This window comes from Vibrio crassostreae (assembly GCF_024347415.1).
GTDB classification, from domain to species: domain Bacteria; phylum Pseudomonadota; class Gammaproteobacteria; order Enterobacterales; family Vibrionaceae; genus Vibrio; species Vibrio crassostreae.
The window spans coordinates 1532798-1559282 of record NZ_AP025477.1 but is presented as its reverse complement, the minus strand read 5'-3'; the positions used below and the strand labels follow the sequence as shown (position 1 = coordinate 1559282).

17 protein-coding genes are annotated in these 26485 nt (G+C 46.3%); 10 read left to right on the top strand and 7 right to left on the bottom strand.

What is annotated here, in order from left to right:
* Positions 1-139: 139 nt before the first annotated feature.
* From OC193_RS22645 to OC193_RS22620, 6 genes are all read left to right on the top strand, one after another.
* Positions 140-1573: an N-acyl-D-amino-acid deacylase family protein gene (locus OC193_RS22645; protein ID WP_048664450.1), complete on the top strand. Its 1434-nt coding sequence runs from the start codon at positions 140-142 to the stop codon at positions 1571-1573.
* 103 nt (positions 1574-1676) lie between these two features.
* Entirely contained in the window at positions 1677-2069 is a 393-nt protein-coding gene (locus OC193_RS22640; RefSeq protein ID WP_017065166.1) for a RidA family protein, read from the top strand.
* Positions 2070-2275: 206 nt separating this feature from the next.
* Positions 2276-3790, top strand: a complete 1515-nt coding sequence (locus tag OC193_RS22635) for a sodium:solute symporter family protein (protein ID WP_048664451.1) — start codon at positions 2276-2278, stop codon at positions 3788-3790.
* A gap of 91 nt (positions 3791-3881) precedes the next feature.
* Positions 3882-4829 (top strand): sugar kinase, encoded by a 948-nt coding sequence (locus OC193_RS22630; RefSeq protein ID WP_048664452.1) that lies wholly within the window; start codon positions 3882-3884, stop codon positions 4827-4829.
* A 20-nt stretch (positions 4830-4849) separates the two neighbouring features.
* Positions 4850-5479, top strand: coding sequence for a bifunctional 4-hydroxy-2-oxoglutarate aldolase/2-dehydro-3-deoxy-phosphogluconate aldolase (locus tag OC193_RS22625; RefSeq protein ID WP_048660493.1), 630 nt, complete (start codon positions 4850-4852; stop codon positions 5477-5479).
* Between the two features lie 141 nt (positions 5480-5620).
* Positions 5621-8071 (top strand): family 20 glycosylhydrolase, encoded by a 2451-nt coding sequence (locus tag OC193_RS22620; RefSeq protein WP_048664453.1) that lies wholly within the window; start codon positions 5621-5623, stop codon positions 8069-8071.
* Positions 8072-8191: 120 nt separating this feature from the next.
* Here OC193_RS22620 and OC193_RS22615 read toward each other — a convergent pair whose 3' ends face one another.
* Positions 8192-10255 (bottom strand): ATP-binding protein, encoded by a 2064-nt coding sequence (locus OC193_RS22615; protein ID WP_048664454.1) that lies wholly within the window; start codon positions 10253-10255, stop codon positions 8192-8194.
* Positions 10256-10463: 208 nt separating this feature from the next.
* On the opposite strand from OC193_RS22615, the gene OC193_RS22610 reads away from it, so the two are divergent.
* The 4 genes from OC193_RS22610 to lhgO all read left to right on the top strand — a co-directional run bounded on the left by OC193_RS22610 (position 10464) and on the right by lhgO (position 16704).
* A complete protein-coding gene (locus tag OC193_RS22610) occupies positions 10464-11804 on the top strand; it encodes a sigma-54-dependent transcriptional regulator (protein WP_048664455.1) in 1341 nt (446 codons plus the stop codon).
* A 321-nt stretch (positions 11805-12125) separates the two neighbouring features.
* A complete protein-coding gene (locus tag OC193_RS22605) occupies positions 12126-13139 on the top strand; it encodes a TAXI family TRAP transporter solute-binding subunit (RefSeq protein WP_048660487.1) in 1014 nt (337 codons plus the stop codon).
* Between the two features lie 143 nt (positions 13140-13282).
* Entirely contained in the window at positions 13283-15460 is a 2178-nt protein-coding gene (locus OC193_RS22600) for a TRAP transporter permease (RefSeq protein WP_048664456.1), read from the top strand.
* 26 nt (positions 15461-15486) lie between these two features.
* A complete protein-coding gene (gene lhgO / locus OC193_RS22595; protein ID WP_048664457.1) occupies positions 15487-16704 on the top strand; it encodes an L-2-hydroxyglutarate oxidase in 1218 nt (405 codons plus the stop codon).
* A gap of 84 nt (positions 16705-16788) precedes the next feature.
* Here the strand turns inward: lhgO and OC193_RS22590 are convergent, their stop codons facing one another.
* From OC193_RS22590 to OC193_RS22565, 6 genes are all read right to left on the bottom strand, one after another.
* On the bottom strand, positions 16789-17562 hold the full coding sequence (locus OC193_RS22590; RefSeq protein ID WP_048664458.1) for an ADP-ribosyltransferase: 774 nt from the start codon (positions 17560-17562) through the stop codon (positions 16789-16791).
* A 15-nt stretch (positions 17563-17577) separates the two neighbouring features.
* Complete coding sequence (locus OC193_RS22585) at positions 17578-18327, bottom strand: ADP-ribosyltransferase (protein ID WP_048664459.1); 750 nt, start codon at positions 18325-18327, stop codon at positions 17578-17580.
* A gap of 12 nt (positions 18328-18339) precedes the next feature.
* Positions 18340-20937 (bottom strand): hypothetical protein, encoded by a 2598-nt coding sequence (locus OC193_RS22580; protein WP_048664460.1) that lies wholly within the window; start codon positions 20935-20937, stop codon positions 18340-18342.
* 203 nt (positions 20938-21140) lie between these two features.
* Entirely contained in the window at positions 21141-21698 is a 558-nt protein-coding gene (locus tag OC193_RS22575) for a cache domain-containing protein (protein ID WP_048664461.1), read from the bottom strand.
* A 705-nt stretch (positions 21699-22403) separates the two neighbouring features.
* Positions 22404-23960 carry a M28 family metallopeptidase gene (locus OC193_RS22570; protein ID WP_048664462.1) on the bottom strand — a complete coding sequence of 519 codons (1557 nt, stop codon included), beginning with the start codon at positions 23958-23960 and terminating at the stop codon, positions 22404-22406.
* 143 nt (positions 23961-24103) lie between these two features.
* Complete coding sequence (locus OC193_RS22565; protein WP_048664463.1) at positions 24104-26458, bottom strand: M4 family metallopeptidase; 2355 nt, start codon at positions 26456-26458, stop codon at positions 24104-24106.
* Between the last annotated feature and the right edge of the window lie 27 nt (positions 26459-26485).

Genomic DNA, 26485 nt, shown 5'->3' with positions numbered 1-26485 from the left:
ATGTTTAAATATATCTGTAATGTGTTTTGTGATAGAAACTATCACACAAATTAAAATATTATGTGTGTTTTGTCACTGAAAATAATCGGCTGGATTTCTAATATAGCTCCATCAACAAAGTGGATTGAGAGAGTGAGAAATGTTGTTCGATACGATAATTAAAAATGTAGAGGTGTTTGATGGCACCGGCGAACAATCGTTTTGTGCAGATGTAGCAATCCGAGATGGAAAAATCGCCGAAATTGGCAAAATCGATCATGAAGATTGTAGCCAGTTAGTTGAGGGAGCAGGCTTAGCATTGGCTCCTGGTTTTATCGATGTACACACACATGACGATACCAATGTAATTCGTTACCCAGACTGCCTGCCTAAGATCAGCCAAGGTGTCACAACCGTGATTGTTGGTAACTGTGGTATCAGCGCATCACCAACCGTTTTGGCTGGCGATCCACCAGACCCAATGAATCTTTTAGGCGCACAAGCTGACTTTAAATACCCAACTTTCGCCGCGTATGCACAAGCGGTAGAGCAAGCTCAACCCGCAGTAAACGTTGCAGCGTTAGTTGGCCATACGACATTGCGTAACCAAGTGATGGACGACCTGCAGCGCACTGCAAGCGAAGACGAAATCGCAGCGATGCAAACCAACCTTGATTTGGCGATGGCGCAAGGCGCATTAGGTTTGAGCTCGGGTTTGGCTTACGCCAGCGCTAAACAAGCGAATGCCAACGAAGTGATGCAGTTAGCGAAAGTGCTTTCTAGTCACGGCGGCATCTATACCACGCATATGCGTACCGAATTTGAAGAGATCTTAAGCGCGATGGAAGAGGCGTTTGAGACAGGACAATACGCGAAAGTGCCGGTTGTTATCTCTCACCTTAAATGTGCAGGTGCGGGCAACTGGGGCAGAACTGTTGAAGTTCTTGATTTGATGGACAAGGTTTCTGAGCACCAAGATGTGTCTTGTGACTGCTACCCATACTCAGCGAGCTCTTCGACATTAGATCTGAAACAGGTGACAGACGATTTCGATATCTTCATCACTTGGTCTAAAGCAAAGCCAGAACATGCAGGCAAAACGCTTAAGCAGATTGCTGATGAGATGAACCTACCGTTGATGGACGCAGCAAAAGCGCTTCAACCAGCAGGTGCGGTTTACCACTGTATGGATGAGAACGACGTAAAGCGCGTATTGAAATACAAGCTGACCATGGTTGGTTCTGATGGTTTACCTAATGACCCGCATCCACATCCAAGATTGTGGGGTACCTTCCCGAAAGTCTTAGGTCATTACTGCCGAGATGAAAAACTGTTCGCGCTACCAGAAGCGATTCACAAAATGACCGGAATGTCTGCGAAGCGCTATAACCTCGCGGGAAGAGGTGAGATTCGCCAAGACGCATTTGCCGATTTAGTTTTATTTGATCCAAAGAGTATTAAAGACACAGCAACATTTGAAAACCCTATTTCAGTTGCTGAGGGAATCGAAAGTGTATTTGTAAATGGTGAGTTAACTTACCAAAAAGGAAAAGTGAAAAATAATCGTTCAGGCGTTTTTATTTACCGTAATTAGAATTTAATTATTTTATTAAATAGACTGTAATAAGAAAACGACGAATTAATTTAAATATATTGGAATAGAACCAATATTATCTATAAAGAAGTGGAGTTAAAAAATGACTATTAAACGTTACGGTGTTGAAGGCGGTACAGGTACAGGCGGACAACATTTACCATTTGCACGCGCAACTGAAGCGGGTGGTTTCCTGTACGTTTCTGGCCAGACACCGATGACAGATGGTGAAGTGGTAGAGGGTGGAATTGTTGACCAGTCTCGTCTAGCGATCCAAAACTGTGTCGATATCATGACTGAAGCGGGCTACGGCCTAGAAGACGTAATGCACGTAAAGGTTGTGCTAACGGATTCTCGTTACTTCCAATCTTTTAATAAGGTATTCAAAGAGTTCTTCGGTGCTAACCCTCCGGCTCGTATCTGCATGGTTTGCGACCTAGTTGTAGACGTGAAGGTTGAAGTAGATGTGACTTGCTACCGCGCTGATCGCGTTTAGTAATAACCTAATCACAATTACCTACTTAGAGAGTATTAGGGGTTAGTCATCCCTGTTATTATCCTTTAATACTCTCACCCTACATTTATAAAAATTACTTTAATTAAAATAGATAAAATCAATAAAGTAATTATATGAAATATAAAAATGAATGAATCATAAATAAAGTTCAAGAATGAACTCAATATTTCACTGAGAGGTGTCAAATGAACAGCACACTTTTTCTTACAGGCTTCGGCGTGTACGTATGTTTTTTAATTTGGTTAGGCTGGTTTGTCTCGCGTAATCAAAAATCTGGCGAAGATTTCTTATTAGGCGGCCGTGGCCTGCCATTATTCTTAGTACTTGGTACCACAGTTGCGACTATGGTCGGCACGGGTTCAAGTATGGGCGCGGTTGGCTTCGGCTACGCAAATGGCTGGGCAGGTGCACTGTACGGAATTGGCGGTGCTGTAGGCATCCTATTGCTTGCACTTTGGTTTGCTCCGGTTCGTAAACTGAACTTCATGACCATGAGTGAAGAGCTGGCTTACTACGTAGGCGCTAACCGAATCGTGAAAAACGTGGTTGGCCTACTTATCTTTGTCGCGTCAATCGGTTGGTTAGGTGCGCACATTCTAGGTGGTGGCATGTACCTAGCGTGGATTGCAGACATCGACCTTAACCTTGCGAAAATCATTATTGCAGCGGCATTCACTATCTATGTTGTTATCGGTGGCTACACAGCAGTTGTATGGACCGATACGATTCAAGCAATCATCCTTTTTGCTGGCTTCATCCTAATGGCGGTAATGTCTGTTGATCACATTGGTGGCATGGACAACCTTTACGCTGCGATGGACCCTGCTGCTACAAGCTTTTTAGCAATCGATAAACTGGGCATTCTGCCTGCTGTTTCTCTGGCTGTGGTTATCGGTGTGGGTGTACTTGCAACACCTTCATTCCGTCAGCGTATCTACTCTGGTAAAGATGTTTCAACTATCCGTCGCTCGTTCGTTGCTTCTGGTGTGTTGTATCTTTTCTTCTCTATCATTCCAGCAATCATTGGTATGGCTGCACACGCAATCGACCCATCATTGGATAACCCGAACTACTCGTTCCCTTACGTAGCTGCAACGGTTCTTCCTGTTGGCGTAGGCATGATTGTTCTTATCGCAGGTCTATCTGCAACTATGTCGAGCGCAAGCTCAGATGCGATTGCCGGTGTATCTATCTTACTGCGTGACGTGTACGTGATGTTCACAGGCCGCGTACCAAACAAAGAATCAATGTTGAACTACTCTCGTCTAGCTTTGGTTGTGGTGATTGGCTTCGCACTGCTGTTCGCACTGACGTCAAACGACATCATTGGCTACATCACTAAGATGATTTCAACGGTTATGTCGGGCATGTTTGTGTGCGGTATGTTGGGTAAATTCTGGAAACGCTACAACTGGCAAGGTGCGCTTGCAACGCTAGCGGGTGCTTCTGTAGCTTCATTCGTAGTAATGCTAAACGCTGACTACACCGCCTTCTGGGGTAACCCTGTGATTCCTTCATGTCTGTTTGCTCTAACGGCAGGTGTGGTTGTGAGCCTCGTGACTCCGGCTAACCAAGTAACACCTGAAATGGCAAAAGCGATTCTTGATGACGAGCGTGCTCTGATGGAGATGGAAATGTCTGAGACTGGCGTACTTGAAGAAGAAGCGGCACCTCAACGTCCTGCAAATCAAACAAGCTAAACCTAGTCTCCACAACTGGTTTGCTTAATTCAGGCCCTGCTTAGTGGCAGGGCCTTTTCCCCCCATGTATCTCTCTATTTTAGGATCGGCTATGCCTGCATCTTCTCATTTCAATATTGCTTTCTTTGGCGAATGTATGGTCGAAATCAGCGGCTCTCCATTAACCAAAAAGTTTGGCGGTGATACACTTAATACCGCACTTTACCTTTCTCGCTTAACTCAACATCAAAACATCTCTGTGCACTATGCGACAGGGCTTGGCAGTGATGAGCTGTCTCAAAATATGATTGATAGCTGGCAGCTAGAAGGCATTCAAACCAATTTCGTCGAACGCATTGCGAACAAGCTTCCTGGACTCTACATGGTTGAAACCGACGAGACAGGCGAGCGACACTTTCATTACTGGCGCAACGACGCGGCAGTCAAATCTTACTTTCAATCTAGTGAGCTGAATAAGCTTGAAATCGCCCTGACCGAGAAACAAGTCGATGCGGTTTACATTAGCGGTATCAGTATCGCGATTTTAGATGACGCCTCTCGTGAGCGCCTGTTGAAAGCCATTGGCGTGTTCTCAAATCAAGGCGGCAAGCTGATTTTTGATAACAACTATCGCCCGCAACTTTGGGCGACTGAACAAGCTCAGCATTGGTACGCCAAGTTACTACCATTGGTCGACATTGCACTGATTACCGAAGACGACGACCTGCTGGTTTGGGGCAATGGCGAGAGCGTTCAACAACGCTGCCTTCGCTTAGGCTGCCAAGAGATCGTCATCAAACGTGGCTGTGAGCCATGCAAAATCGTTCAGGTAGAAAGCGGCAAGGTAGTAGAAAGCTACGTATCAGCGACAGCTGTTGCGAACGTGGTTGACACTTGCGCGGCGGGTGACTCCTTTGCCGCGGGTTATCTGGCGGCGCGCCTTACAGGTGAGAGCACCACCGATGCAGCTGAACTAGGTCACCAACTGGCTTCTACCGTTATTCAATACTCTGGCGCGATCATCCCCGTGAGCGCTATGAATCACTTAATTAAAAAATAGAAAAACAAAGCGAATTTATTATGTCTCAAGAAATGATCAACACACTTAAGCAGTTCAAAGTTATCCCTGTTATCCAAATCAACAAGGTGGAACATGCGATTCCACTAGCAAAAGTGTTAGTAGAAAACGGCCTGCCAGTAGCAGAAGTGACGTTCCGTACCGAAGCAGCAGCGGATTCGATTCGTGCGATGCGTGATGCCTACCCAGAGATGTGTATCGGTGCTGGTACAGTATTAACGCCAGCGCAGATCGACCTTGCGAAAGAGGCGGGCAGCGAATTCATCGTAGCACCGGGCTTGAATCCAAACACAGTAAAACGTTGCCAAGAGATCGGTATGCCAATCGTTCCTGGCGTAAACAACCCAAGCCAAGTAGAGCAAGCGTTGGAGCTAGGTCTTAACTTCTTGAAGTTCTTCCCTGCTGAAGCGTCTGGTGGCATCAATATGGTGAAATCTTTGCTAGCGCCTTACGTTGATGTGTCGCTAATGCCTACAGGTGGTATTAGTAAACACAACGTCAATGAATACTTAGCGGTGGATCGCGTGGTGTGTTGTGGTGGCACGTGGATGGTTTCTCCGAAGATGATTGAGAACGAGCAGTGGGATGAGATCGCGGTGTTGGTTCGTGAAGCGGTTGAGTTGGTTAGCTAGTCATCAGATTGTGAGCTCATTCGTTTTTAACAAGCGATAGGCTTTGAGCTCACGATAAACAACAGCAGTGGCTGATGGTTCTGTTTTGTGAATTGCCTCCGATAAACAAAACAGAACCCCCGTTATATAGGAAAACTAATAATGAAAAAAACTATATTGTCTCTATTGATTTCAGGTTCAGTAGTGTCCCCAATGGCGTTAGCAATGGCTCCGAATACCGATCTAAATTTAATGCCGTATCCACAGACAGTCGAGCTGCAAGCCGGGCAAGTTACGGTCGACGGTAACTTCAAGGTTTACATCAAAGGCTTTAACTCTGATCGCGTTGAATACACTGCGAAACGCTTTATCGATCGCCTAGAGCGCCAAACTGGCGTACCGATTTTAAACTGGCAGGTTGATAGCGAAGACGAAGCAAACCTGATCATAGATATCGACGCAGCACCAAAGTCTGAAATACAAAATATCGACTCTGTAGAGTCCTACAAAATTACCACTCAGGGTGAACAAATCACGCTGAGCTCTCCAAGCCCATACGGCACAATTCACGGCATCGAAACCCTTTTACAGCTCGTTGAAACGACAGCGACTGGCTACCACATTCCTGCTGTCACGATTGTTGATGAGCCCCGTTTCCGCTGGCGTGGTGTCTCTTACGATACTTCGCGTCACTTCATTGAATTTGATGTGTTGATTCGTCAGCTAGATGCGATGGCGTCGGCGAAGATGAACGTGTTCCATTGGCACTTCTGGGACGATCAAGGCATTCGCATTCAAACGGAATCTTGGCCGCGTCTGTGGTCTGAAACCGCCGATGGCAACTACTACACCAAAGACCAAGTTCGTTACCTAGTTGAGTATGCTCGTAACCTTGGTATTCGTGTGATTCCTGAAGTCTCCTTGCCGGGCCACTCTTCTGCTGTGGCGCACGCTTACCCACGCTTGATGTCAGGTGGTGAAGGTCAAAGCTACGACCAAGAACGTGGCTGGGGCGTATTTGAGCCATTGATGGATCCACTTAACCCAGAGCTCTATGAAATGCTGGGTGACGTGTTCGACGAAGTGACAGAACTATTCCCAGATGAGTACTTCCACATTGGTGGAGATGAGCCGAACTATGAGCAGTGGAAAAACAGCGAAAAGCACCAACAGTTCATTGAAGAGAACAATATCGATGGTGAGCGCGGCTTACAGTCTTACCTCAACGTAAAAGTTGAAAAGATGCTGGAAGAGCGCGGCAAGAAGATGACGGGTTGGGATGAGATTTGGCATAAAGATCTGCCAACCTCTATCGTGATTCAAAGCTGGCAAGGGCACGACAGCATTGGTCGTGCAGCGAAAGAGGGTTACCCAGGTATTCTGTCTACCGGTTACTACCTAGACCAACCTCAGCCGACTAGCTACCACTATCGTAATGATCCAATGCCAAGCGGCATCACGGTTGACGATAAGCTGCACAGTGGCGAAAAGTTCGTGACGTATCAATGGCAGAAGCCTCGTTCAAAAGGCGGCCCACGTAAGGGAACACTGACTATCATTGAAGCGAAAGACGGCACTTTCCGCGCATTCAGTGATTACAACGGTAAGTCTCGTGAAGAGATCTTCATCCTTGATTATGTGCCGGGCAAAACCTTTGTTGGCCACTTTGATAACTTCATGTCGTACACCGAATTCAACCTAAACCTGAATGCAAAGGGTTTTGCAGAAGGCAGTTACCAACTGGTGGGTAACGTGCGTTGGCCAACCACAGGTGAAGTGATTGCAAGCAGTGATGTTGAAGGCAGCGTGCTCCCTGAACCAAACGGTGGTTACCCTGCAGAATTAACCGACAAAGAAAAAGAGCTTATCTTGGGCGGCGAGATCACTATGTGGCTAGAAAATAAAGACAGCCTCACCGTTGAAAACTACCTATGGCCGCGCAGCTATGCGATTGCAGAGCGCTTCTGGTCTGATGCAGAACTGACGGACGAACGCAGCATGTACAAGCGTATGAAAGCGATGGATACATGGTCTGAAGTATCGGTTGGCTTACGTCATCATGCGGATGCTGACATGTTGTTGAAGCGCATTGCAAAAGGCCAAGATATTCACGACCTGCGCGTGCTTGCCAAGTACACCGAGCCAGCACAATATTATGCTCGCAACTGGGAGAAGTGGAACTCAACTGAACCTAAGGGCATTTTATACAGCCAATACGAGCGCTTAAACCGCTTCGTTGATGCGCTGCCAGTGGAAAGCTACGCTGTGTACGAGATGCAAGATTTGGTCAACGAAGTTGCGACGGGTAATCAACAAGCGCTGGATCAACTTGTTCAGCATTATCAGCAAGCAAAAGCGGCTGCACTGGCTGCTAAAACTGTCTTCGCAGGTAATGTGTCTTCGGTGGAGACTGTGGTTGTCGCAGAGAAAACCGCGGAAGTCGCAGACTTGGCGTTAACCTTGATTGCTAAAGCACAAGCGGGTGAAAAAGTTAGAGCATCAGATGCGAATGCCTACCAAGCGATACTGTCTGAATCAGCGAAAATCTACGATGAATCGATCATCGCGATTGTTCGTCCGACAGAGCTCTTGTTGAAGCAGTTAGCGGAGTAAGCCGTTAAAGGATTAACGAAGTAAGTCACACGCCAATAATTGAATCAAAACCGCCCTCTGTGGGCGGTTTTTTAGTTTTAGCTTCTCAATCGGGTGCGATTCCTCAGCCAATGAAAGCGATTACTCACTATCAATGTTTTGTAGCGTTAACGTGAATGTCATGCCTTGATCTGGGTTGTTCTTCGCTATCAAGGTACCTTGCATATCGCGCACATTGTTAGCGGTGATGGCGAGTCCGAGCCCGAGCCCTTCGCCCATTTTTTTGTTGGTGTGGAAGGGTTCGAAAATGGTTTCTAGTTGGTCTTCGGATACGCCACAGCCATTGTCTTGAACCTTGATGATAACTCGCTGCTGTTCGGTATGAGCGCTGATAACAATGGTTGCTGGTTTCTGATTTTTCGTGGCATCGACGGCATTTCTAAGTAGGTTGCCAAGCACTTGACGAAGCCGCGCCTCTTCTCCCATTACCATCGAAATATTGGAAGCTACACGCACGCGAATATCGACGTTTTCCAATTCGGCTTGATGAATACGTAGGATTTCTTGCAATGCGTCAGTCAGTGAAACTGGGTAGGGCTTTTCAAGTCTTTGAAAGGCGAACGACTTCAATTGGCTGGTCATGTTAGCCATTCTGTCGATTAGGCTCATGACCAAGTCCATGTTCGCTTTCAACATCTTAGTCTCGCCTCTTTCCATCAGTAACTGGTTACTCGAAAGCAGAGTTTTTAGACCGGTAAGCGGTTGATTAAGCTCATGAGTGATCGCACTCGACATCCGCCCTAATGCGGCAAGTTTGCTTGATTCAACCAACTCTTGTTGTGCATCTTTGAGGTCTTGCGTTCGCTCTTCTACCCTCAATTGAAGTGTTTTATTGGCTTCCTGAACCGCGATCTCCGCTTTTTTACGTTTACTGATATCAATCACAGTACACAGGTAATAGGTTGTGGCATGCCAAGGAAAGGGGCTAATAGAGAACAACACCGGGAAGTAGCTGCCATCGCTGCGTCTTGCCATGGTTTCAACACTGGTGATTTCAGCCAGTTCTTGGTGTTGTTCCAAGTTCTTGAGTAGCTGCAATGTGGTCGAATTCGGATTACCTGCCTCAAACAGCTGCCACGCCTTGATGTTGCTGATCATCGAATCAGAAAGGCAAAAGTAGTTCTTCGCCATCAGGTTAATATCGTGGATATGACCATGTTTATCGATCAGCACCAGCCCAACGTGGGTTTTATTGATCATTCCAGACAGTCGTTTTTCTGACTCTTCGATGAGCTTTTGGATTCGCAGATTACTGAGTTTTTTCTGACGTCTTTGATAAAGAATAACCAGCAACAGCAGAATGAAAAGGCAGCCAACCGCGACGCTCCAGCTTATCCAGTTAGTGGTCTGGTTGAGGCTGGTTAACGGCGTTAGGTAGGTCAAACGCCAATTGAGATCGTCTAACTTGATCGACTGAATAAGGTAATCTTTATTTTTTAGTCGCCATACTTGAATGTGGGTTTGATCGTACAGTTCACGCTTTGTGGCGAGCGGTTGTGAAGTAAAATTTTCATTGAACCAATCGGCACTCAATCGGTGATCACTGGAAAGAAAGAACTGGTCACGAGGGTTTTGGAACAGTATCGCTTCCCCATCGGTAAACCATTGGTCGGTCAGTAGCGATAGATCGATCTGCACTGCGACAATGCCGACCACATCTGACGCTCGATAAACGGGCGCGGCAATGAAGTAATCGGGCGTCACGCCTTTATTTTTTGTCACTACAGAGATAGCTCCACCTTGTTGGTGGATCTTAGACACTATCGTACTGGCATTCTTTTTACTCAGCTTGCTTCTTTCTACACTCGATACCAACAAATCACCTTCGCCAGAAAGCAGATACCAGCCCTTGGTGTTGGCCGCTTTATCCAGTTGAATCAGCTGTTTCTTAATGCGTTTTTCAAGGCGGGCTTCACCATCAATGAAACGTACACTGGTTTCATCGTTCGTCACTAGGTAGGGCAGATAATAGAAGCGTTTCAGGGTACGTCTGGCTTCGGCAATGTATCCGAGGAAGCGCTGTTCTGCATAGCGTTGGGCTTGTTCGAGCTTCCATTGGCTTATACCACTTTTGGTGGTTACCTGAACCAAACCAATTAATAAACAGGCACATAGGAATAACCAATATCGATTGTTATTCATCATTGCTGATCAAATCCTTTTAAAACTAGTGACTTGAGAAGGTTTTCTGTTTGCTTTTTAAGCGAATGGAGAGTGAGACAAGTTGAAGCTAGCAAACATTATAAAACTGTTAAAGGAGTGTTATTCAAAGTGGGAGCTAGCTCCTTTTCGTCTGCGGATTTTTTACATACCGTAGGCGACATTATTCAGAGGTAAGTGGCGGAACCAAACCATGCAGCGTATAGCTTTGATTGAAGATGATGCAATTGTGCGTCAAGCAACCAGCCAATGGTTACAATTAGCGTGCTTCGATGTCACCGCATTTGAGGTTGGGCAAGATGCGTTAAACGCGGTAGAGCAGGGTGATTTCCAAACCATCATCACCGACGTTCGTTTACCTGATATAGACGGCGTTGAGTTGCTTGCGCGATTTAAGCAGTTAGTACCTGAGGTACCTGTCATCTTGATCACTGGTCACGGTGATGTCGATATGGCCGTGAAAGCGTTACAACAAGGGGCGTATGATTTCATTGAAAAGCCATTCGACCCAGAGCGCCTCTCTCAAACGGTATCTGAAGCGGTCGACAAACATCAAAGTGGCCAAGACAGAAACAGTCGTCAGAACTATCTGGATAACCTGAAGGGTATTGAACAGGTTCTGATTGGCCGCAGTAAAGTGATGTGTGAATTACGAGAGCAAATACAAAAAGTCGCCTCGATTGATACCAATGTGATCATTTATGGTGAAACCGGCTGCGGTAAAGAGCTGGTCGCCTCTTGTCTGCATGAGTTTAGCCAGCGAAAACCTCATCCGTTTGTGCCGCTAAACTGTGGCGCGATTCCAGAAAACCTCTTTGAAAGCGAGCTGTTTGGACACGAAGCCGGAGCATTTACTGGTGCGGCCAAGCGACGTATTGGCAAGCTTGAATTTGCCGACAAAGGCACGGTGTTCCTTGATGAAATAGAGAGCATGCCATTGTCGATGCAGGTTAAGGTTCTACGAACTCTACAAGACAATGTTGTTGAGCGTGTCGGTGGTAATCAGCAACAAAACGTTGACCTGCGAGTGGTGTCTGCTTCGAAAAGCGATCTACTCAATCACCCTGATTTTCGCCAAGATCTTTTCTATCGTTTGAACGTCGCACAGCTGCACTTACCTCCACTCAGTGATCGCGAAGAAGATGCCTTACTTTTGTTTGAACACTTCACCCAAGAAGCCAATCCCGAAACACGAATAGCCAGTGAGGCTGATCGTTACGCTTTATTGTCTTATGCGTGGCCGGGTAATGTGCGTGAGCTGCGCAATGTCGCGATTCGTTTTGCGTTAGATGAGAGCCTAACAGTTGGGGATATCTTGGCGTGTCGTCCCAACTCGGTAACGGAGTCTGCCACAGCGGGAATTCCGTTGGCGGTGCAGGTGCAGAGCTTTGAACGCAAGGTGATTCACGATGCGTTAGTGCGTTATCAAGGGCGTATTAATGATGTGATGCAAGACTTGGATCTACCTCGTCGAACATTGAACCAAAAAATGGTGCGCTATGCGCTGAATCGAAGCGACTATGTCGAATCTTAGTGAGCAACAAGACTGTAGTGTTTATTGAAAATTAATGAGCAATAAATGGCTCACACTGTATTTGTGATTTTATAACTGTTGGTCACATTTCTCACGTAAAGTGTGATGTGGCTAACTTTATATAGATGTTACTACCTGTTTTTAATGAGCAAAAAATGGCTCATGCTATCTGCACTGAATAAGCAGTAATCCGCCTACTGTTATTGATCTTTTTATTTAAACTCAATTAAATCAATAGCTTGAATTTTGGCATTGTGCTTGCTTTCTAGCAATCGTTGTTAACAAAAATATAACGTGAATAACTCTACATGGAGAGTAATAATGAAATACAACAAGCTAGTTAAAACTTTAGCAATCGCAATGGCCTCTATCGGCCTTATCAGCAATGCCTCAGCTCAAGAGGATCGCAGCTACATTTTAGCGACGGCCTCAACGGGGGGGACTTACTATCCAGTGGGCGTCGCTTTGGCAACATTGAGTAAAGTTAAGCTTGCACCCAAGCAGCACTTCTCTTTGGCCGCGATCAGCTCTGCGGGATCGGGTGAAAACGTAAAACTGCTGAATGAGAACGAAGCACAGTTTGCCATTTTACAAGGTTTGTATGGCGCGTGGGCGTGGCAAGGGCTAGGTCCATATAAGAAATCAGGTCAACAAACACAGCTTCGTTCGGTGTCCATGTTATGGCAAAACGTAGAACACTTCATTGTGCGCTCTGACTTAGCCAAAACAGGCACTGTGAGCGACTTAGAGAACCTGAACGGTAAGAAATTCTCTATTGGTAAGAAAAACTCAGGTACCGAGAACTCGGGCCGTCAGATCATGCAAGGCCTGTCCGTAGACCCAGAACAATTTAAACTTGCCTTTATGGGGTACGGCGGCAGTGCGAGCGCACTACAGAATGGCACGATTGATGGCATGAACACGCCTGCAGGCGTACCTGTTGGCGCGGTGACTCAAGCGTTTGCAGCCTTGGGTGAAGACATTCAAATCCTGTCGTTTACCGATACTCAAATTAAACAAGCGAACGGTGATTACAATATTTGGACAAAATATGAAATCCCTGCAAATACTTACCCGGGTGTAGATAAGCCAATCACCACCATCGCTCAACCTAACTTCCTAGCGGTTCGTGAAGACATCTCTGAAGAAGACGTGTACCAGCTAACCAAGGCTATCTATGAAAACCTACCTTTCCTACAAGGTATCCACAAAGCAACCAAAGCAATGGCACTCGATAAAGGGATTGCAGGCCTTCCTGTTCCGCTTCACCCGGGCGCGGCTCGTTACTATAAAGAAATGGGTATCGATATCCCTTCTGAGTTGATCGTCAACTAGCTAGTTCCCGACAAGTTATTGGTTGTCCACTGACCCTTCGTGACTTAATTGCTTGGTGCTCGTTCGCTAGAGAACGCGTTCGTGCACCACCTCACTTTATGGATTTTCTCTGCGCGTTTGGCTGTGGAGAGCAGGAGTTTTCTATGAGCGATTCGCTGCAGCAGGAACTGAAAAAATTTGAACTGCCGACCCGAACGGATTTTCCGTGGGTGGGCAAAGCGATAACGACAATGGGAGTAGTCCTCTCCCTATTACACATTTGGTTTAACACCTTATCTACTTTGCCAGAGCTTTGGATCTCGGCGACCCACTTTGCTGGCTTTGCGATCATTTGTGCACTTTGGTATCCCGCCCATATCTCGCTGAAAAAGAGCAAGATCGCTCTGGCGGTCGATATCGGAATCGCTTTGGCAGCTCTGGCTTGTCTTATCTACATCCCCTTTGCAGAAGATGCTTTGTATGAGCGAGGCGTGAAGTTTATCGCCAGTGATTGGTTCTTTTCTATCTTGGCCATTACCATCGTTATTGAGCTGATTCGACGCACCATGGGCTGGTTTATTCCGGTGCTTATCTTAGTGTGTTTGAGCTACGTAGTACTGTGGGGACAATGGACCAGCGGCATCTTCCATTTTCCGGGCTTGAGCCTTGAAACACTGCTTTACCGAAGCTTTTACTCATCAGAAGGGATGTTCGGTTCTATCTCAAGAATCAGCTGGACCTTCGTGTTCATGTTTATCCTATTTGGCGCATTCTTAGTGCGATCGGGCGTTGGTGATTACATTATTGATGTGTCTCGCGCCGCCGCGGGCAAAGTGATTGGTGGCCCTGGCTTTATTGCGGTGATTGGTTCTGGCTTGATGGGCTCAGTGTCCGGTTCGAGTGTGGCAAATACGGTTTCTACTGGCGTAATCAGTATTCCCTTGATGCAAAAAGCGGGTTTCCCTTCGCGCTTTGCCGCGGGTGTGGAAGCAGCTGCATCGACGGGTGGGCAGTTGATGCCACCTGTGATGGGCGCAGGTGCGTTTATCATGGCGTCTTACACGCAGATCCCTTATGTCGATATCATTGCGGTTTCCTTCGTTCCTGCGCTTATCTACTTTTTGTCGGTGGCCTTTTTCGTGCGTATTGAAGCAAAGCGTAGTGGTGTCCAAAAGGTCACTTCTGGCTGTGAACCGCTGTTGAAGGTATTACTGTCAGGTTGGCACAACCTGATCCCGTTAGCAGTGTTAGTGACTCTGTTAGTGAAGGGCTTTACGCCGACGTACGCTGCGGGTATCTCAATCATTTCGGTAGTTGTTGCTTCGTGGTTCTCCAAAAATCATAAAATGGGACCAAAGGCGATCATCGAAGCGCTTTCTCAAGGCGCGAAAAACATGGCGACTACGGCGGTGTTGTTGGTAGGTATTGGCCTCGTTATCAACGTGATCAGCACGACTGGTATTGGTAACACCTTCTCGTTGATGATCAATAGTTGGGCCAATGGTGACTTGTTGGTGATGATTGCCTTGATCGCGCTGGCATCTTTGATTCTCGGTATGGGCCTGCCCGTAACTGCGGCTTATATCGTGTTGGGTACTCTATCTGCTCCCGCTTTGTACAAGTTGATTGCTGAAAGCCAATTACTTGACCTGTTGGTTTCGGGTCAGTTACCTGAACAGGCGAAAGCGATCTTCATGTTGGCAGCGCCAGAAAAGCTGGAACTGCTTAATGCACCTATGGCTTTGGAAACCGCAAAAGAACTGATTGCGTTAGTGCCCGCTGATTTTGTGGAAACGCTGCTTGAACAAAGCTTAGGCTTGGAAGCGATCAGCCTTGCTCTGCTCTCTGCACACCTGATTATATTCTGGTTATCGCAAGATAGTAACGTGACGCCACCGGTTTGTTTAACCGCCTTTGCGGCAGCGACGATTGCTAAAACGCCGCCAATGAGAACGGGCTTAATGGCATGGAAGATCGCCAAAGGTTTGTATTTGGTGCCACTGCTTATCGCTTACACCAACTTGGTAAGTTGGGATGTGACCTCGGTTTTGGTTACCGGTGGCTTTGCTATTATCGGTACGTACGCGTTTATCGCAGCGATTGAGGGTTACCTAGAAAGTGAAATCAATCTCGTTCTTCGTGTTGTATTGATTGCATTGGGGGTCGCTTTGGTTTGGCCTGATGTGTCGATCGTGATCCGCTTGGTATGTGTGGCGCTGTTTGTTGGCATTTTTGTCTACAGCGGCCGCAAATACGATTCTAATCAAGTGAAAAAGGAACAAGAACGTGAGGAGTCAAAATTGCCTCAAACCGGGTCTAACGCTGTCGCGGCTTCCCTATAACTAAAAGGACTGAGTGTAGGAATATTATGAACTCAATATACGACTATATTATCGTTGGTGGTGGCATTGTTGGCGTATCGACCGCATGGCAATTACAACAAGCTCACCCTGATAAAAGTATCCTTTTAGTCGAGAAGGAGCGCGGCTTTGCGCAGCACCAAACTGGCCACAACAGTGGTGTGATTCACGCAGGCGTTTACTACGCTCCAGGCAGTTTAAAGGCGGATTTCTGTAAGCGTGGCGTCGAGCGCACCATCGCCTTTTGTAGCCAACACGATATTCCCGTTGAAAACTGCGGTAAGTTGTTGGTCGCGACTAATGAGCAGGAAGTGAAGCGCATGAACGCGCTCTATCAGCGTTGCCACGATAACGACATTGATGTCGACCTCTTGGATCAAGCGCAGTTGAAACTTGCAGAGCCGAACATCACGGGCTTGGGCGCGATTTATGTCAAAACCACCAGTATCGTCGACTACAAAAAAGTCACCGAAGTGATGGCTCAAAAGTTTGTTGAAGCGGGTGGTAAGCTCAGCCTCGGCACGGAAGTGATTATGGCGGATGAGCAAGAAGATGAGGTGCAGTTAACGTGCAAAGTGGATGGGCAGACTCTACAGCTCAACAGTCGATTTTTGATCACTTGTTCTGGTTTGATGGCGGATAGAATGACCAGCATGCTTGGCATTGAAACCGACTTCCAAATCGTGCCTTATCGCGGTGAATACTATCAGCTTGATGCCAAACACAACCAAGTGGTGAATCACCTTATCTATCCAATCCCAGACCCAGAGTTGCCTTTCTTGGGCGTGCATTTAACACGCATGATTGATGGCTCGGTAACGGTAGGGCCAAACGCGGTTCAAGGTTGGAAGCGAGAAGGTTATGGCAAGCTTAACTTTAGTTTCAAGGACACTTGGCAAATGCTGAGCTTTGCGGGTTTTTGGAAGGTGACTGCGAATCACCTGAAAACTGGTTTGGTTGAGTTTAAGAACTCGTGGTGGAAACCGGGTTATCTAAAGTTGGTTAATAAGTACTGCCCAAGTATTACGGTGTCAGATTTCAAACCATACCCAGCAGGCATTCGTGCTCAAGCGGTACTGAAGGATGGCACCTTGGTTCATGATTTTCTGTTTGCTGAAAGCCCAAGAAGCTTGCATGTGTGTAATGCACCATCGCCTGCAGCGACTTCGGCAATGCCGATTGGCGAATACATTTGTGGCAAGATAATGCGTAAAACAGCCAGTTAAATAGCCCTAGCCTCAGTAATAAAAAAGACCATCTTGATGATGGTCTTTTTTATCAGCCGCCTACAAAATCGTGTGCACGATACACTACAGGCAATAGAGTGAGCTACGACTTCGAAGTGCTACTTCTTCACCGCTGTAACTGTCATAGATGTGGATATCAGGCTCCGCTTTTAGGTATCGAGCAGGGTTCTTTACTTCACGCATCTTGATGTAGTTTTTGTTCGGTGAGACTCGCTCAATTGCTTCTACTCGAAAGTAGGTGTTTGGCTTCGCGAGTATTTCTGCTTCATCTGGTTTGAACGTATACGCGTTAATGGCGCGACCTGCCGACTTGAGTTCAATTTTGAACTGAGCAGCAGAAGCACCTTCATAAACACCGGCTGAAGAAAAGTTCTTGGCGACACTTGGTAGAGTCGATGTCGATAAAAATGCTTTCTCATGCAGAATATCACCCACGTTGAGCTTATCGAGTAGTGCGTTCTTGATGGATGATCCACGATAAACCGTACCTTTGTAGTTAGGAAGTTTATTCATGACATTTCGCATATGAAAGACTCGCGACTTTAATGTGCGACCAAACATTTCAGACAAATATCCTTCTGGTTCTCCCGCCCGCATGTATTCATTGACCACGTCGTGATCCACTCGGCCATAGTTTTTGATTGCGGAATATTCTTCAGGCACCATCTTTTTTTCAGCTTTTACATGGTGCGTCGTTGCCCAATCCATCAGGTCATCCGCAATTTGTTGTTGCGCCTGATAGGAGAGTGAACGCCCTTTAAACTCAGGAAACTCCTCACTCTGTGCCGAAAAACTTGTCATTAAAGAGAGGCAAAGCACTCCAATAAATTTTTTCATTGCTTGATCCTTAGCTTATGTACAAACGAGAGAGTGCCAAAATGATGCTTCTACTTCTTCGCCTGAATAGAGGTTATATTTCTGAGTGTTTTTGACGGCAGATGCCTTCACCGTTTCCACGCCGATGTAGGTATGGGTAGAGGTTCGCTCTATCTGGGTGATTCTAAAGTGTGCATTTGGCGCAAACAGAACCTCTGCTTCTTTGCTGTATTCCGAAAGCCCTGCAATGGTGTGACCCCCTTGATTGATCTTTACTTCAAACAGCACTCGCTTGAGCCTTTGTGGGGAGTTGGGATGCACTACCGAAAAGCGTTTAGCGACTTCTGGGAGAGTAGAGGTTGAAGTAAATGCTGACTCGACCAACACGTCCCCCTCTTCGAGCTTGTTAAGCAGAGATAGTTTTACCCAAGTCCCTCGGTATGCGGTCCCTTTGTATTTTGGCAGCTTGTTGAGAGCCGATTTAACCGTGCGAATGTACTGCCTCGCATCCGCCCCCGCGACACCCCATGTTGAGGTGTCAGTTGCTCTTAGGTAGTCATTAGCGGTCTGATAGCCGGAAATGGAAAAGTCTTCTACTGCTTCCTTTTCATTGGCAGTTATGAAGGAGTAGCGCCAACCATTGGAAGCCTTTGACCAGTCTTTGAAGTCTTCTGCTAGCTGGGTGACCTCTTCCTCAGAACGGTTTGGCTGTTTGATCGCATCAAACGGCTGAGAGAAGGCAGTAAAGCTCAGACAACAGAGCAGTAAGAAAAATCGAGTATTCATAGTGTCCGCCCTTTATTGGTATTGGTAGCTGTTAGGGCTTAAATCACATGGAATGCCGAAAGTGTTCTGATTGATCACGGCATACTTCAGAGCACCAAACATATTGAGTTGTTGTCGAGTGACGGCGTCGTACCATTCAGAGAGCGGTGAAAGCCAGTACAGGTCCTCATCTGCCGCAACATCAAGTAGTGCGCTCTTAAGGTGCGGATAGTAGATCATGCAGCTACGGCCGGGTTGATTGGTAAAGTTTTCGTTGGTGTTACTTAATTTATCGAGCTGTTGATTGAGTTCAGACGTTGGGTTAAAGATGGCGTCAATAGAGCGCTCGATACGGGCATCATAGCTATCAGGGATGATGTCTGAAATCAGGTAGCGCATCAGGTGCGCAGGCAGCATCTCTGAAAACAGAGCGGTGACTTCACCTTCCCCAGAGGCGTAGTGCCCAGTAGAGATATGCTGAGAATGGATGATAGACGTGTAGCGCTGGAATTGGCCCACTTGTGAATGTAGCCACTCAACACCGTTGCTGTCTGAAACGCTTATCGCTTCCGCAAGTCGAGTTTTTACGATCCCTTTCGCTAGCTGTAGCGTATTACCTTGCAGGTTAGTAATGTCTAGCGATGAAGACTTGAGTGCTGAGTAAATTAATGGCGCGTTAGTTTCGAGATCGGCACTGCCTGGATAAGTAAAACTAAAAAACTCTACCGCTTGCTTAGCCTGCCATTCACTGACCAGCGCGATAGCGATGAGGCTTTCAAGTTTTTGATAACGCTTTGAGTGCACATAGGCGCTTTTGCCGGAGTAGTTAGCGTGCCAATTATTGATGTAATGCAGCGACGCTTGTCGTGAAAGATTCTCTTTTTGAAGGTAAGACAAGCTCCACCCAGCACACGCGCTACCGCCACCACATTCACCTTCAAGCATTGCGCTGGAGTCCAGTAACCAGTGATAAACCTGCTGTTTATCGAATTCGGCTTGTTGTTTTAGGCGCTGCTGCGCAGAAAAGTTCAAGATCTGTTGCTCTAACCAATGCTCCTCGTCTTCTGAGTTCCAGCCATCGGCTATTAAGGTGCTTAACGTATCGAAAAGAACTCGCTTCACCGCTTCTTTATTCGGCGGATAGATTTGCGCAATAACCGTATCTTCAGATGGATTAAACGGGCGAGTTTCCGCTGGTATCCAAGCATATTCGACACAGCCACGAAAATTCGGGTCTCCTCCGAGAATACCAATACGAACGCACTTTCTGTAACCGCTTTGGAGAACAATTTCTTTGTTGCGTATTTCTTGTGACGTTGCTGGGCGTCCTAGAATACTGCGTGTCATTTCGTCAATGGCATTGCGCTCAGCTTGCGCCTTAAAGAAGTTATGCATGGTCTCTACAGAGCCTGAACGGAATAGTCGTTCAACGGCGATTTCGCCTTGTGTAAACATCTCTTTTTGCAACTTACTCTTGAGCAAATTGACATGGTTGTCCGCGGTTTCAATGATCTGCGTCTTTGCTGCTAGCGTTCGGGTATAAAGTTGTTCCACTGCGGCTTGGTCAAGCCCTGGAATTTGTCCCGCTCGTAAGGCATCAAGTTTGGCAATAGCTTCATCCAGTAGTTGTTGCTGGCAGTGTTGGAGTTTGGCAAGAGCTCGATTGGCTTGGCGCTTTGATGGCACCGCTGGTGGGCGGTTATTGTTTTCTTCAACATCTTGTTGAGGGTAAAGCTCTGCCAATGCTTGGGTTTCTTCATTACAGCTCAAGGCAATGTCTGATGCGAAAAGGCGAGAGCCTTGATGGTCGATTGCAAGCTGGCTAAAGAGGGTTTTGCGCAGTTCATGCTCGACACCTGTAATCAGCTCTTCTGCCATGATGGTTTGAGCTTGAACGACTTCTTGATAATGCTGTTGGTATTTGAGTGCAAGATCGGTCGCGAAGCCTTGTGCTACTGCGTTTAACATGGTCTGCTGTTTGGATGCGAGTTCAGCCCAATGGTTTTTGTCTCTTAGATCTTGCTGTGTAATCAGGTCATCATGAACGCGATAACTATAATGGTCACCCGCCGCAATCCTATCCCAACGGCTACTCAATATTTGACGATCCATTTCTCTGGCTGGAAGCTTTAATACGCCAAACCAATCGACTAACTCCATAACGGTGGCAAACCTATCATAAGAGGTGCGCGATTCGTCTTGAAAGCTATTGGCAACGCTTTTTGCCCAAAGGCCGACAGCAACCGCATCACCAATTGGCCCCAAAGCTTCTAACGCGCCTTTTGCCATGCCACTGGTCGAGCGTCCCAAGGTTTCCATTAATCGTGTCGCTTCTACCGGTTCAATCGCAATCGCCGGGGCTGGCCCTGTCTCCAGTAATGTGGCGGTTTCTGGCAAAATATCACTGGCTTCGGATAGAGATGGTTTTAAGTCGATAATGTGTTCCGGCGCCGATGGGAAAAGGTTTTCAGGAGTAATGCCTTCACCGAAGGCATCATAGTTTTTCTGTCGGATCTGATGAAAGCTTTCGCTGTCCAAGACGTTATATTCGTCGCCGATGTTACAGACCTGAAAGGCATTAACGTTGGATGAAATCATAGCAGTAATAAGTGCTATTTTTTTTAACTTCATAGGTTTACCCTTATTGTTAGTGAAGTTATATGCTTAATTTAGAAAGCAAAAAGCCTCTCCTTGCCGAGATGGAAAAGAGACAGCTAGAGGTTGTGTGTAGGGGTACTTCGAGAAATCGTTTACTCAAATCACCCGGGCAGTGAGATGAGGTTTTCGCCTTGGCGTTGTGATTAGGGGAATTGCCTCCCCCTAATCAGTTTCTATTAAATGCTGTTGAGGTTAACGGCTGAGCTTAAAGGTACTGACTGCTTGCGTGAGCTTTTCAGACAGTGCAATAAGTTCCGAAGCTTTCTCTTGGTTTGATGCCGACAAGTTGTGTGTCTCGCGGGCTTTGTCATTGACGTCAACGATACTCTGATTGCTTTCAAAAACCATTCGCGTTGTTTGGTTTTGGCATTAAAGTTTTCGATGATGCCATTGGTTTTTGACGAGTAGGAAGTGCCATCCGCTAGAGAAAAGTAGATGTTAGTAACTTTGGTTGAGCTCATGGCACTATGGAGCGTTGTGATTGCTCGTGATGTGTCGACTTGACCACGCTCATCGAAAGACAGCTCATTGCTCACTACTTTCAAAATATCAAAGTAGCGATTAATTTTCTGTCCGATAGTATCTGCGATAAGTTGAGATTTATATCCCAACTGTTTTTTATAACTTACGGTCGACGAAGTCTCGAAATTCTTCCAGCTTAAAAAGCTTGTCGTCATGATTAACATGACTGTTAGCCCCATAATAGAAAGCAATATTTTTAGTTTAGCACTCATAACTTGTTCCAATATAAGCAGTGTTGATTATTTTTAAGATTTCTTATAATTCAGGCGAATGTCCGAACTTTAAATAATATAACACTTATAAAATTCACGTATAAGCTTGGTTTATTTGTGAATAATATACATTTAATTAATATATGCAATATTTATTAAATGCATTGATTACTTATTTACTTGGTGTATCGAGTGCTTATTTTTATTGAACCAATATCCCAGAATTAAACTGGTCTTACTTGCTGATTTTATTGCTTATGCCTTGGTGTGTATGGGGTTGCTTGTTGATTATTGCCCTTAATTAAAATAAGGTTATGGCATTTGTTTACTTTAAATAAATCATAAAATGAAAGTTTGTTTAATTTTATTTAAACTTTCTTACTGGTCTGAGTTGTTGATTCCCATAATAGAGAGGAGAGAATAGAGTTAATAAAGAAGTATCTAATTAAGGTTTTTCTATTTTAGCTTTTATTTAAGTTAATATGTGGGAGTGGTTTTCACTGATTGAAATAAGCGCAATATATTTGTGGTCATTATTAGGTGAAAAGAATCTCTCTATTTACACTTAAATTAACTCATTTTCGTAAAATAGTATTGGCTCTCAAGTTCCTCAGTCTCCCTAACAAAAAACGCAGCCAGTTCAGCTGCGTTTTTTTTGTTATTTTGGCAGTGAGCCATGTCATTCTTGAGTTTAGCTAGTCAGCCCTAGAGAAGATCAGGGATAAAGTTAGCGACGATAGAGACATCGCTGAAGTTGCGATAGCCGCGCACCATGATGCTGAATTCACCCGCAGGTTTGTTCAATACACATTGTTCATTGCTGCTGTTCTGATATGGACGGCAGTCAAAGTTTGCTTTTGATACCACACCGTTATATTTGACGTATAAGTCGGCATCGCCACTGCGAGGGCCTGTCATGGTTACGGTTAATTGCCCTGCGTTTTCCGTTGTTAGGGTAAAAAATTGCTCTTCACCGTAACCTGCGGATAGTCCTTCAACAGGGACGTCATATTGAAGTTCTGTTGGACCTGCAACAGGTGAATCCAGACTAGTTTCAACGAGATAAGCAATCGCCAATTTAGCGAATTTCGAGGCATGGGTTGCAGTTGGATCTGAGTTCTCAATCGTATCATGCTGCGTGTGGATGCTAGGGTTGTAATCGTTGAACATGCTCTCGAACGGCATAGCTGCTGGGTAGCCAACGTTGTGCCATGATGCGTGATCGGAACAGGCATAGCCACAACGGTCGAAACTGTAACTGATGTCGCTCGCGTAGGTATCAATCAACTCGATCAGGTAAGCCGTTAGGTTGCTGTCGGTGTAGTCGGTGATGAAGGTGATATCGTGCGCTGAACCGTTGTAGTTGGTCATGTCTAATTGCAGTACCGATACAACGTTTGCTTGCTCATCTCTTAAAGCGTTGGCGACATCTTGTGAGCCGCGTAGCCCGACTTCTTCTGCAGCATAACCATAGAACTTAATGGTCTTGTCTGGCTGAATGCCACTGGCGATCATCAGGCGAAGCGACTCAGTTACGGTCGCAATACCAGACGCATCATCATCGGCTCCCGGTGAGATGGTGCCTTCGCTTGTCCAAGATCCAACGGTCGAATCAAGGTGTCCACCAACAACGACGATCTCTTCAGGATATTTAGCGCCAAGCAGTGTCACTTCAACGGATTTTTGCGGATATTCGGCATGCGTGATCTGGCGTGCAGACGCATAAGGCACATCTTTAATTTCCGTCTCCCAACGTTCTAAAAGCCAATCTGAAGCAGCGACACCAGTAGAAGTAGTATAAAAACGGTTGGTGAAGTTGGTTAGATTTTCGATGGTCGTGACCATGTTGTTCGGCTCGACCTGAGATAGCAGATCGTTCACTGTGTCTTGATGGCTGATCACCGGTTTTTCGAAGGTGTTCATTGTCAGTGGCATCGCTGCGGCTTTGAGTGCACTTGCTTTGTCTTCGTGCACCATGTAGCCACCACAACGGTGAGTTTCTTCATGCATGTGGCTGGATAGTTTCGCCAGCTCTTTCTGGTTGATTTTAGCTACGATGGAGTGCTTGTTCCCAGTCACGCTTGGATAAACCGTTGCGCCATGTTGAGTCATTATATGCTGTGCGTCAGCATCGGTGGTAATCCAGACTTCTTCGTTCGCTGGTGGTGTGATGCCTAGGGATGCGTAAGCCGAAGTACTGTTGATTAAGGCTAAAGAGCCTCCGAGTACAGCCAAAGCTAGCATGCTTTTTTGAATAGCCATTTGTCGTCCTTTTTATGGTGAGTATTGTTATGTTGATGGGGGTGATTTTTGTGTAACACGTGGATGTTTTTGTGTAGATGTTTCATTTTCTGAACAGATAACCGCGAAAAGGGCTCCTTTCGGAGCCCTGAATTTGCTATTGATTACTGCGCTTTAATGAAACGGTAGTGCTTGGTTTCTGAACAGATGTCGCTTGAGGTACACACTTGGTACTCCACATCTACTGTGCCGTTGTGACGGAACTTGTCGACGTATGAGTTGAAGTCTGTCGCACCAACATTCTTGCCATTACGCTTAATCACGAAGTAGTCGTTGGTGTCGTAATCCCATGCCAGCTTAACGCGAGCCTTGCCGTTCGGGTTTTTGTTACCAAACTTCAGTTTTAGTGGGAAGCCTTCCGCTGAATCACCTTCAATCGTGATCGACTTGCTTGATGAAGTCGCAACACCTGCATCGTCAGTCACGGTTAGGGTAACCACGTAGTCGCCAGCTTCAGCGTAGGTATAACGAGTCACTTCACCGGTTTGTGTGCTGCCATCGCCAAGGTTCCATTGGTAAGAGACGATCTGACCATCGCTGTCCGAACTTGTGCTACGCAGCTCTACTTCTTTACCTACAATGGTGTGTTCGAAAGAAGAAACTGGCGGTACGTTAGCGTTGCCTGATTCGTACGATGCTTTTAGGTTTGCACCTGCGTAATCTGAGTAGCCTAGAATGTTCACTGTGTAGCGACCTGAGGCTGGGTTCTCAATCACACACACTTCGTCAGTCACGCTTTCACTCTTACAGATGTTGTCTTGAGGGCTTGGTGCGTAATCTAGGCCGACATACATATCTGGGTCACCCGTGGAAACAGCAAGATCAATCGTCAGCTTGTCTTGGCCTTCTGGAACTTCGATATCGAAGTAAGTTTTTGAGCCTGTTTCGCCAGCAACTGCGGCTTCAACACCATTCTCAAGACGTTGGTATTCCGGCTCTGGCGGAAGTGGTGGTTGGCCACAAGGGGATACGCCCACTAAGTTGAACGCAGAAACAACATCATCGGCACTGTAGCCAAGATCGGTTGCTGAGTTCTTCACGCCACAAGCGCCCTGCCAGAAATCACTGTTTTCAGACCAGTAGATTTGGTTGGCTAACACGAACAGTTCGAACGCTTTCTTGGTGTCCCAACCTTGTGTAGTTGCTAGATGGTAGAACGCTTTGTTGAATACGCCTGAGCTGTAGTGCACGTTCAAGCCATCGTAGTATTCAGATGCGTTGTTGATTGAAGAGCCATCGCGTGATGGATCGTCCATGTAACGCAGAGCGCCTTCGCCTTTGAATATATTGCGTCCGACCATCCAGTCGTTGGTGCCCTTCATGTAGTATTCAGCCGCTTCACCAGCCATGTCAGAGAAAGCCTCGTTCATGCCGCCCGATTGGTTTGCGTAGATCAAACCTGAGTTTTGCTCTGTGAAACCGTGGCTCACTTCGTGCGCTGATACATCTAGGCTTACAAGTGGGTAGAAGAAGCTTTCACCATCGCCAAAGGTCATTGCCTTGCCGTCCCAAAATGCATTCTCGTAGTTTTCACCGTAGTGAACACGCATCATGAGTTTGAAAGAGAGTGGTGCGGTGTCGAACCAGTTTTTATACATGTCGAACACAATGTTACCGAAGTAGTGTGCGTCGTTCAGTGGCGAGAATGCGCCGTTCACAGACTTGTATTCGTTACGAGGACATTCATAGCTGTAAACGGTGTCGCCGTCTGTCGCGCCATTTAGGTTAACAGTGACAACATTTTCCGACTCCATAACACACTCTGTGCCATTTTCTTGGACATCAAGGTAGTGGTAGTCGGTACCGTACTCGTACATGCCTGTTTTTTCGTTACCACCTGGGCCTGTGCCGATCTGAGCGTGTGCAATACCTTCCCAGCGGTCGATGACTTCGCCCGTATGTGCATCGAGCATGGTGAATGGTCGAGTTGGCTGTTCGCTGCCTTCGACAAGGTAAGAGACAATGTACACAAGGCGTGTTTTGTCATGTCCTTGTTTTCCTGAACCTTGATAAATAAACAGTTCATGCTGGACGTTATCTAAAGATTTGCTTGTTAAGCCCTGAACCTTGAGATCTTTACTCGCAAGCTCAACGGCTTGAGAGCTGTTGATCGATGGTTTAACAAACGATCGCTCTAGGGTCGTCGTTTTAAGGTAGTTGCCTTGAACAGACTTAAGTGCGCCACCTTGTACACTTTGGGTGGCATTTAGGTAATGTCCCCATACTGGCGTTCCCCAGATGTTCTGTTGGATCTTAACTTTGTAGATGCCACGCTTTTTGAGGTTAACTTCCTTTACCATCTTAAAGCTAGAGGCGTTACTGACGCCTAACTGAGTGTTCAACCCAGAAAAGCTAGTAAAGTTGATCGGTTGATCGATGCTAACTGATTCACTTGCATGTACTGATAAAGACATCGCACTCGCTATAGCAACGGCAACTAAACGTTTTTTCATTTTCATTGTTATTTTCTCTTTCCATGTAAAATC

What these genes read in the sequence shown, in the direction of transcription:
- OC193_RS22645 (WP_048664450.1), top strand. Translation starts at nt 140, where the DNA reads ATGTTGTTCGATACGATAATTAAAAATGTAGAGGTGTTTGATGGCACC.
- OC193_RS22640 (WP_017065166.1), top strand. Translation starts at nt 1,677, where the DNA reads ATGACTATTAAACGTTACGGTGTTGAAGGCGGTACAGGTACAGGCGGA.
- OC193_RS22635 (WP_048664451.1), top strand. Translation starts at nt 2,276, where the DNA reads ATGAACAGCACACTTTTTCTTACAGGCTTCGGCGTGTACGTATGTTTT.
- OC193_RS22630 (WP_048664452.1), top strand. Translation starts at nt 3,882, where the DNA reads ATGCCTGCATCTTCTCATTTCAATATTGCTTTCTTTGGCGAATGTATG.
- OC193_RS22625 (WP_048660493.1), top strand. Translation starts at nt 4,850, where the DNA reads ATGTCTCAAGAAATGATCAACACACTTAAGCAGTTCAAAGTTATCCCT.
- OC193_RS22620 (WP_048664453.1), top strand. Translation starts at nt 5,621, where the DNA reads ATGAAAAAAACTATATTGTCTCTATTGATTTCAGGTTCAGTAGTGTCC.
- OC193_RS22615 (WP_048664454.1), bottom strand. Translation starts at nt 10,255, where the DNA reads ATGATGAATAACAATCGATATTGGTTATTCCTATGTGCCTGTTTATTA.
- OC193_RS22610 (WP_048664455.1), top strand. Translation starts at nt 10,464, where the DNA reads ATGCAGCGTATAGCTTTGATTGAAGATGATGCAATTGTGCGTCAAGCA.
- OC193_RS22605 (WP_048660487.1), top strand. Translation starts at nt 12,126, where the DNA reads ATGAAATACAACAAGCTAGTTAAAACTTTAGCAATCGCAATGGCCTCT.
- OC193_RS22600 (WP_048664456.1), top strand. Translation starts at nt 13,283, where the DNA reads ATGAGCGATTCGCTGCAGCAGGAACTGAAAAAATTTGAACTGCCGACC.
- lhgO (WP_048664457.1), top strand. Translation starts at nt 15,487, where the DNA reads ATGAACTCAATATACGACTATATTATCGTTGGTGGTGGCATTGTTGGC.
- OC193_RS22590 (WP_048664458.1), bottom strand. Translation starts at nt 17,562, where the DNA reads ATGAAAAAATTTATTGGAGTGCTTTGCCTCTCTTTAATGACAAGTTTT.
- OC193_RS22585 (WP_048664459.1), bottom strand. Translation starts at nt 18,327, where the DNA reads ATGAATACTCGATTTTTCTTACTGCTCTGTTGTCTGAGCTTTACTGCC.
- OC193_RS22580 (WP_048664460.1), bottom strand. Translation starts at nt 20,937, where the DNA reads ATGAAGTTAAAAAAAATAGCACTTATTACTGCTATGATTTCATCCAAC.
- OC193_RS22575 (WP_048664461.1), bottom strand. Translation starts at nt 21,698, where the DNA reads ATGAGTGCTAAACTAAAAATATTGCTTTCTATTATGGGGCTAACAGTC.
- OC193_RS22570 (WP_048664462.1), bottom strand. Translation starts at nt 23,960, where the DNA reads ATGGCTATTCAAAAAAGCATGCTAGCTTTGGCTGTACTCGGAGGCTCT.
- OC193_RS22565 (WP_048664463.1), bottom strand. Translation starts at nt 26,458, where the DNA reads ATGAAAATGAAAAAACGTTTAGTTGCCGTTGCTATAGCGAGTGCGATG.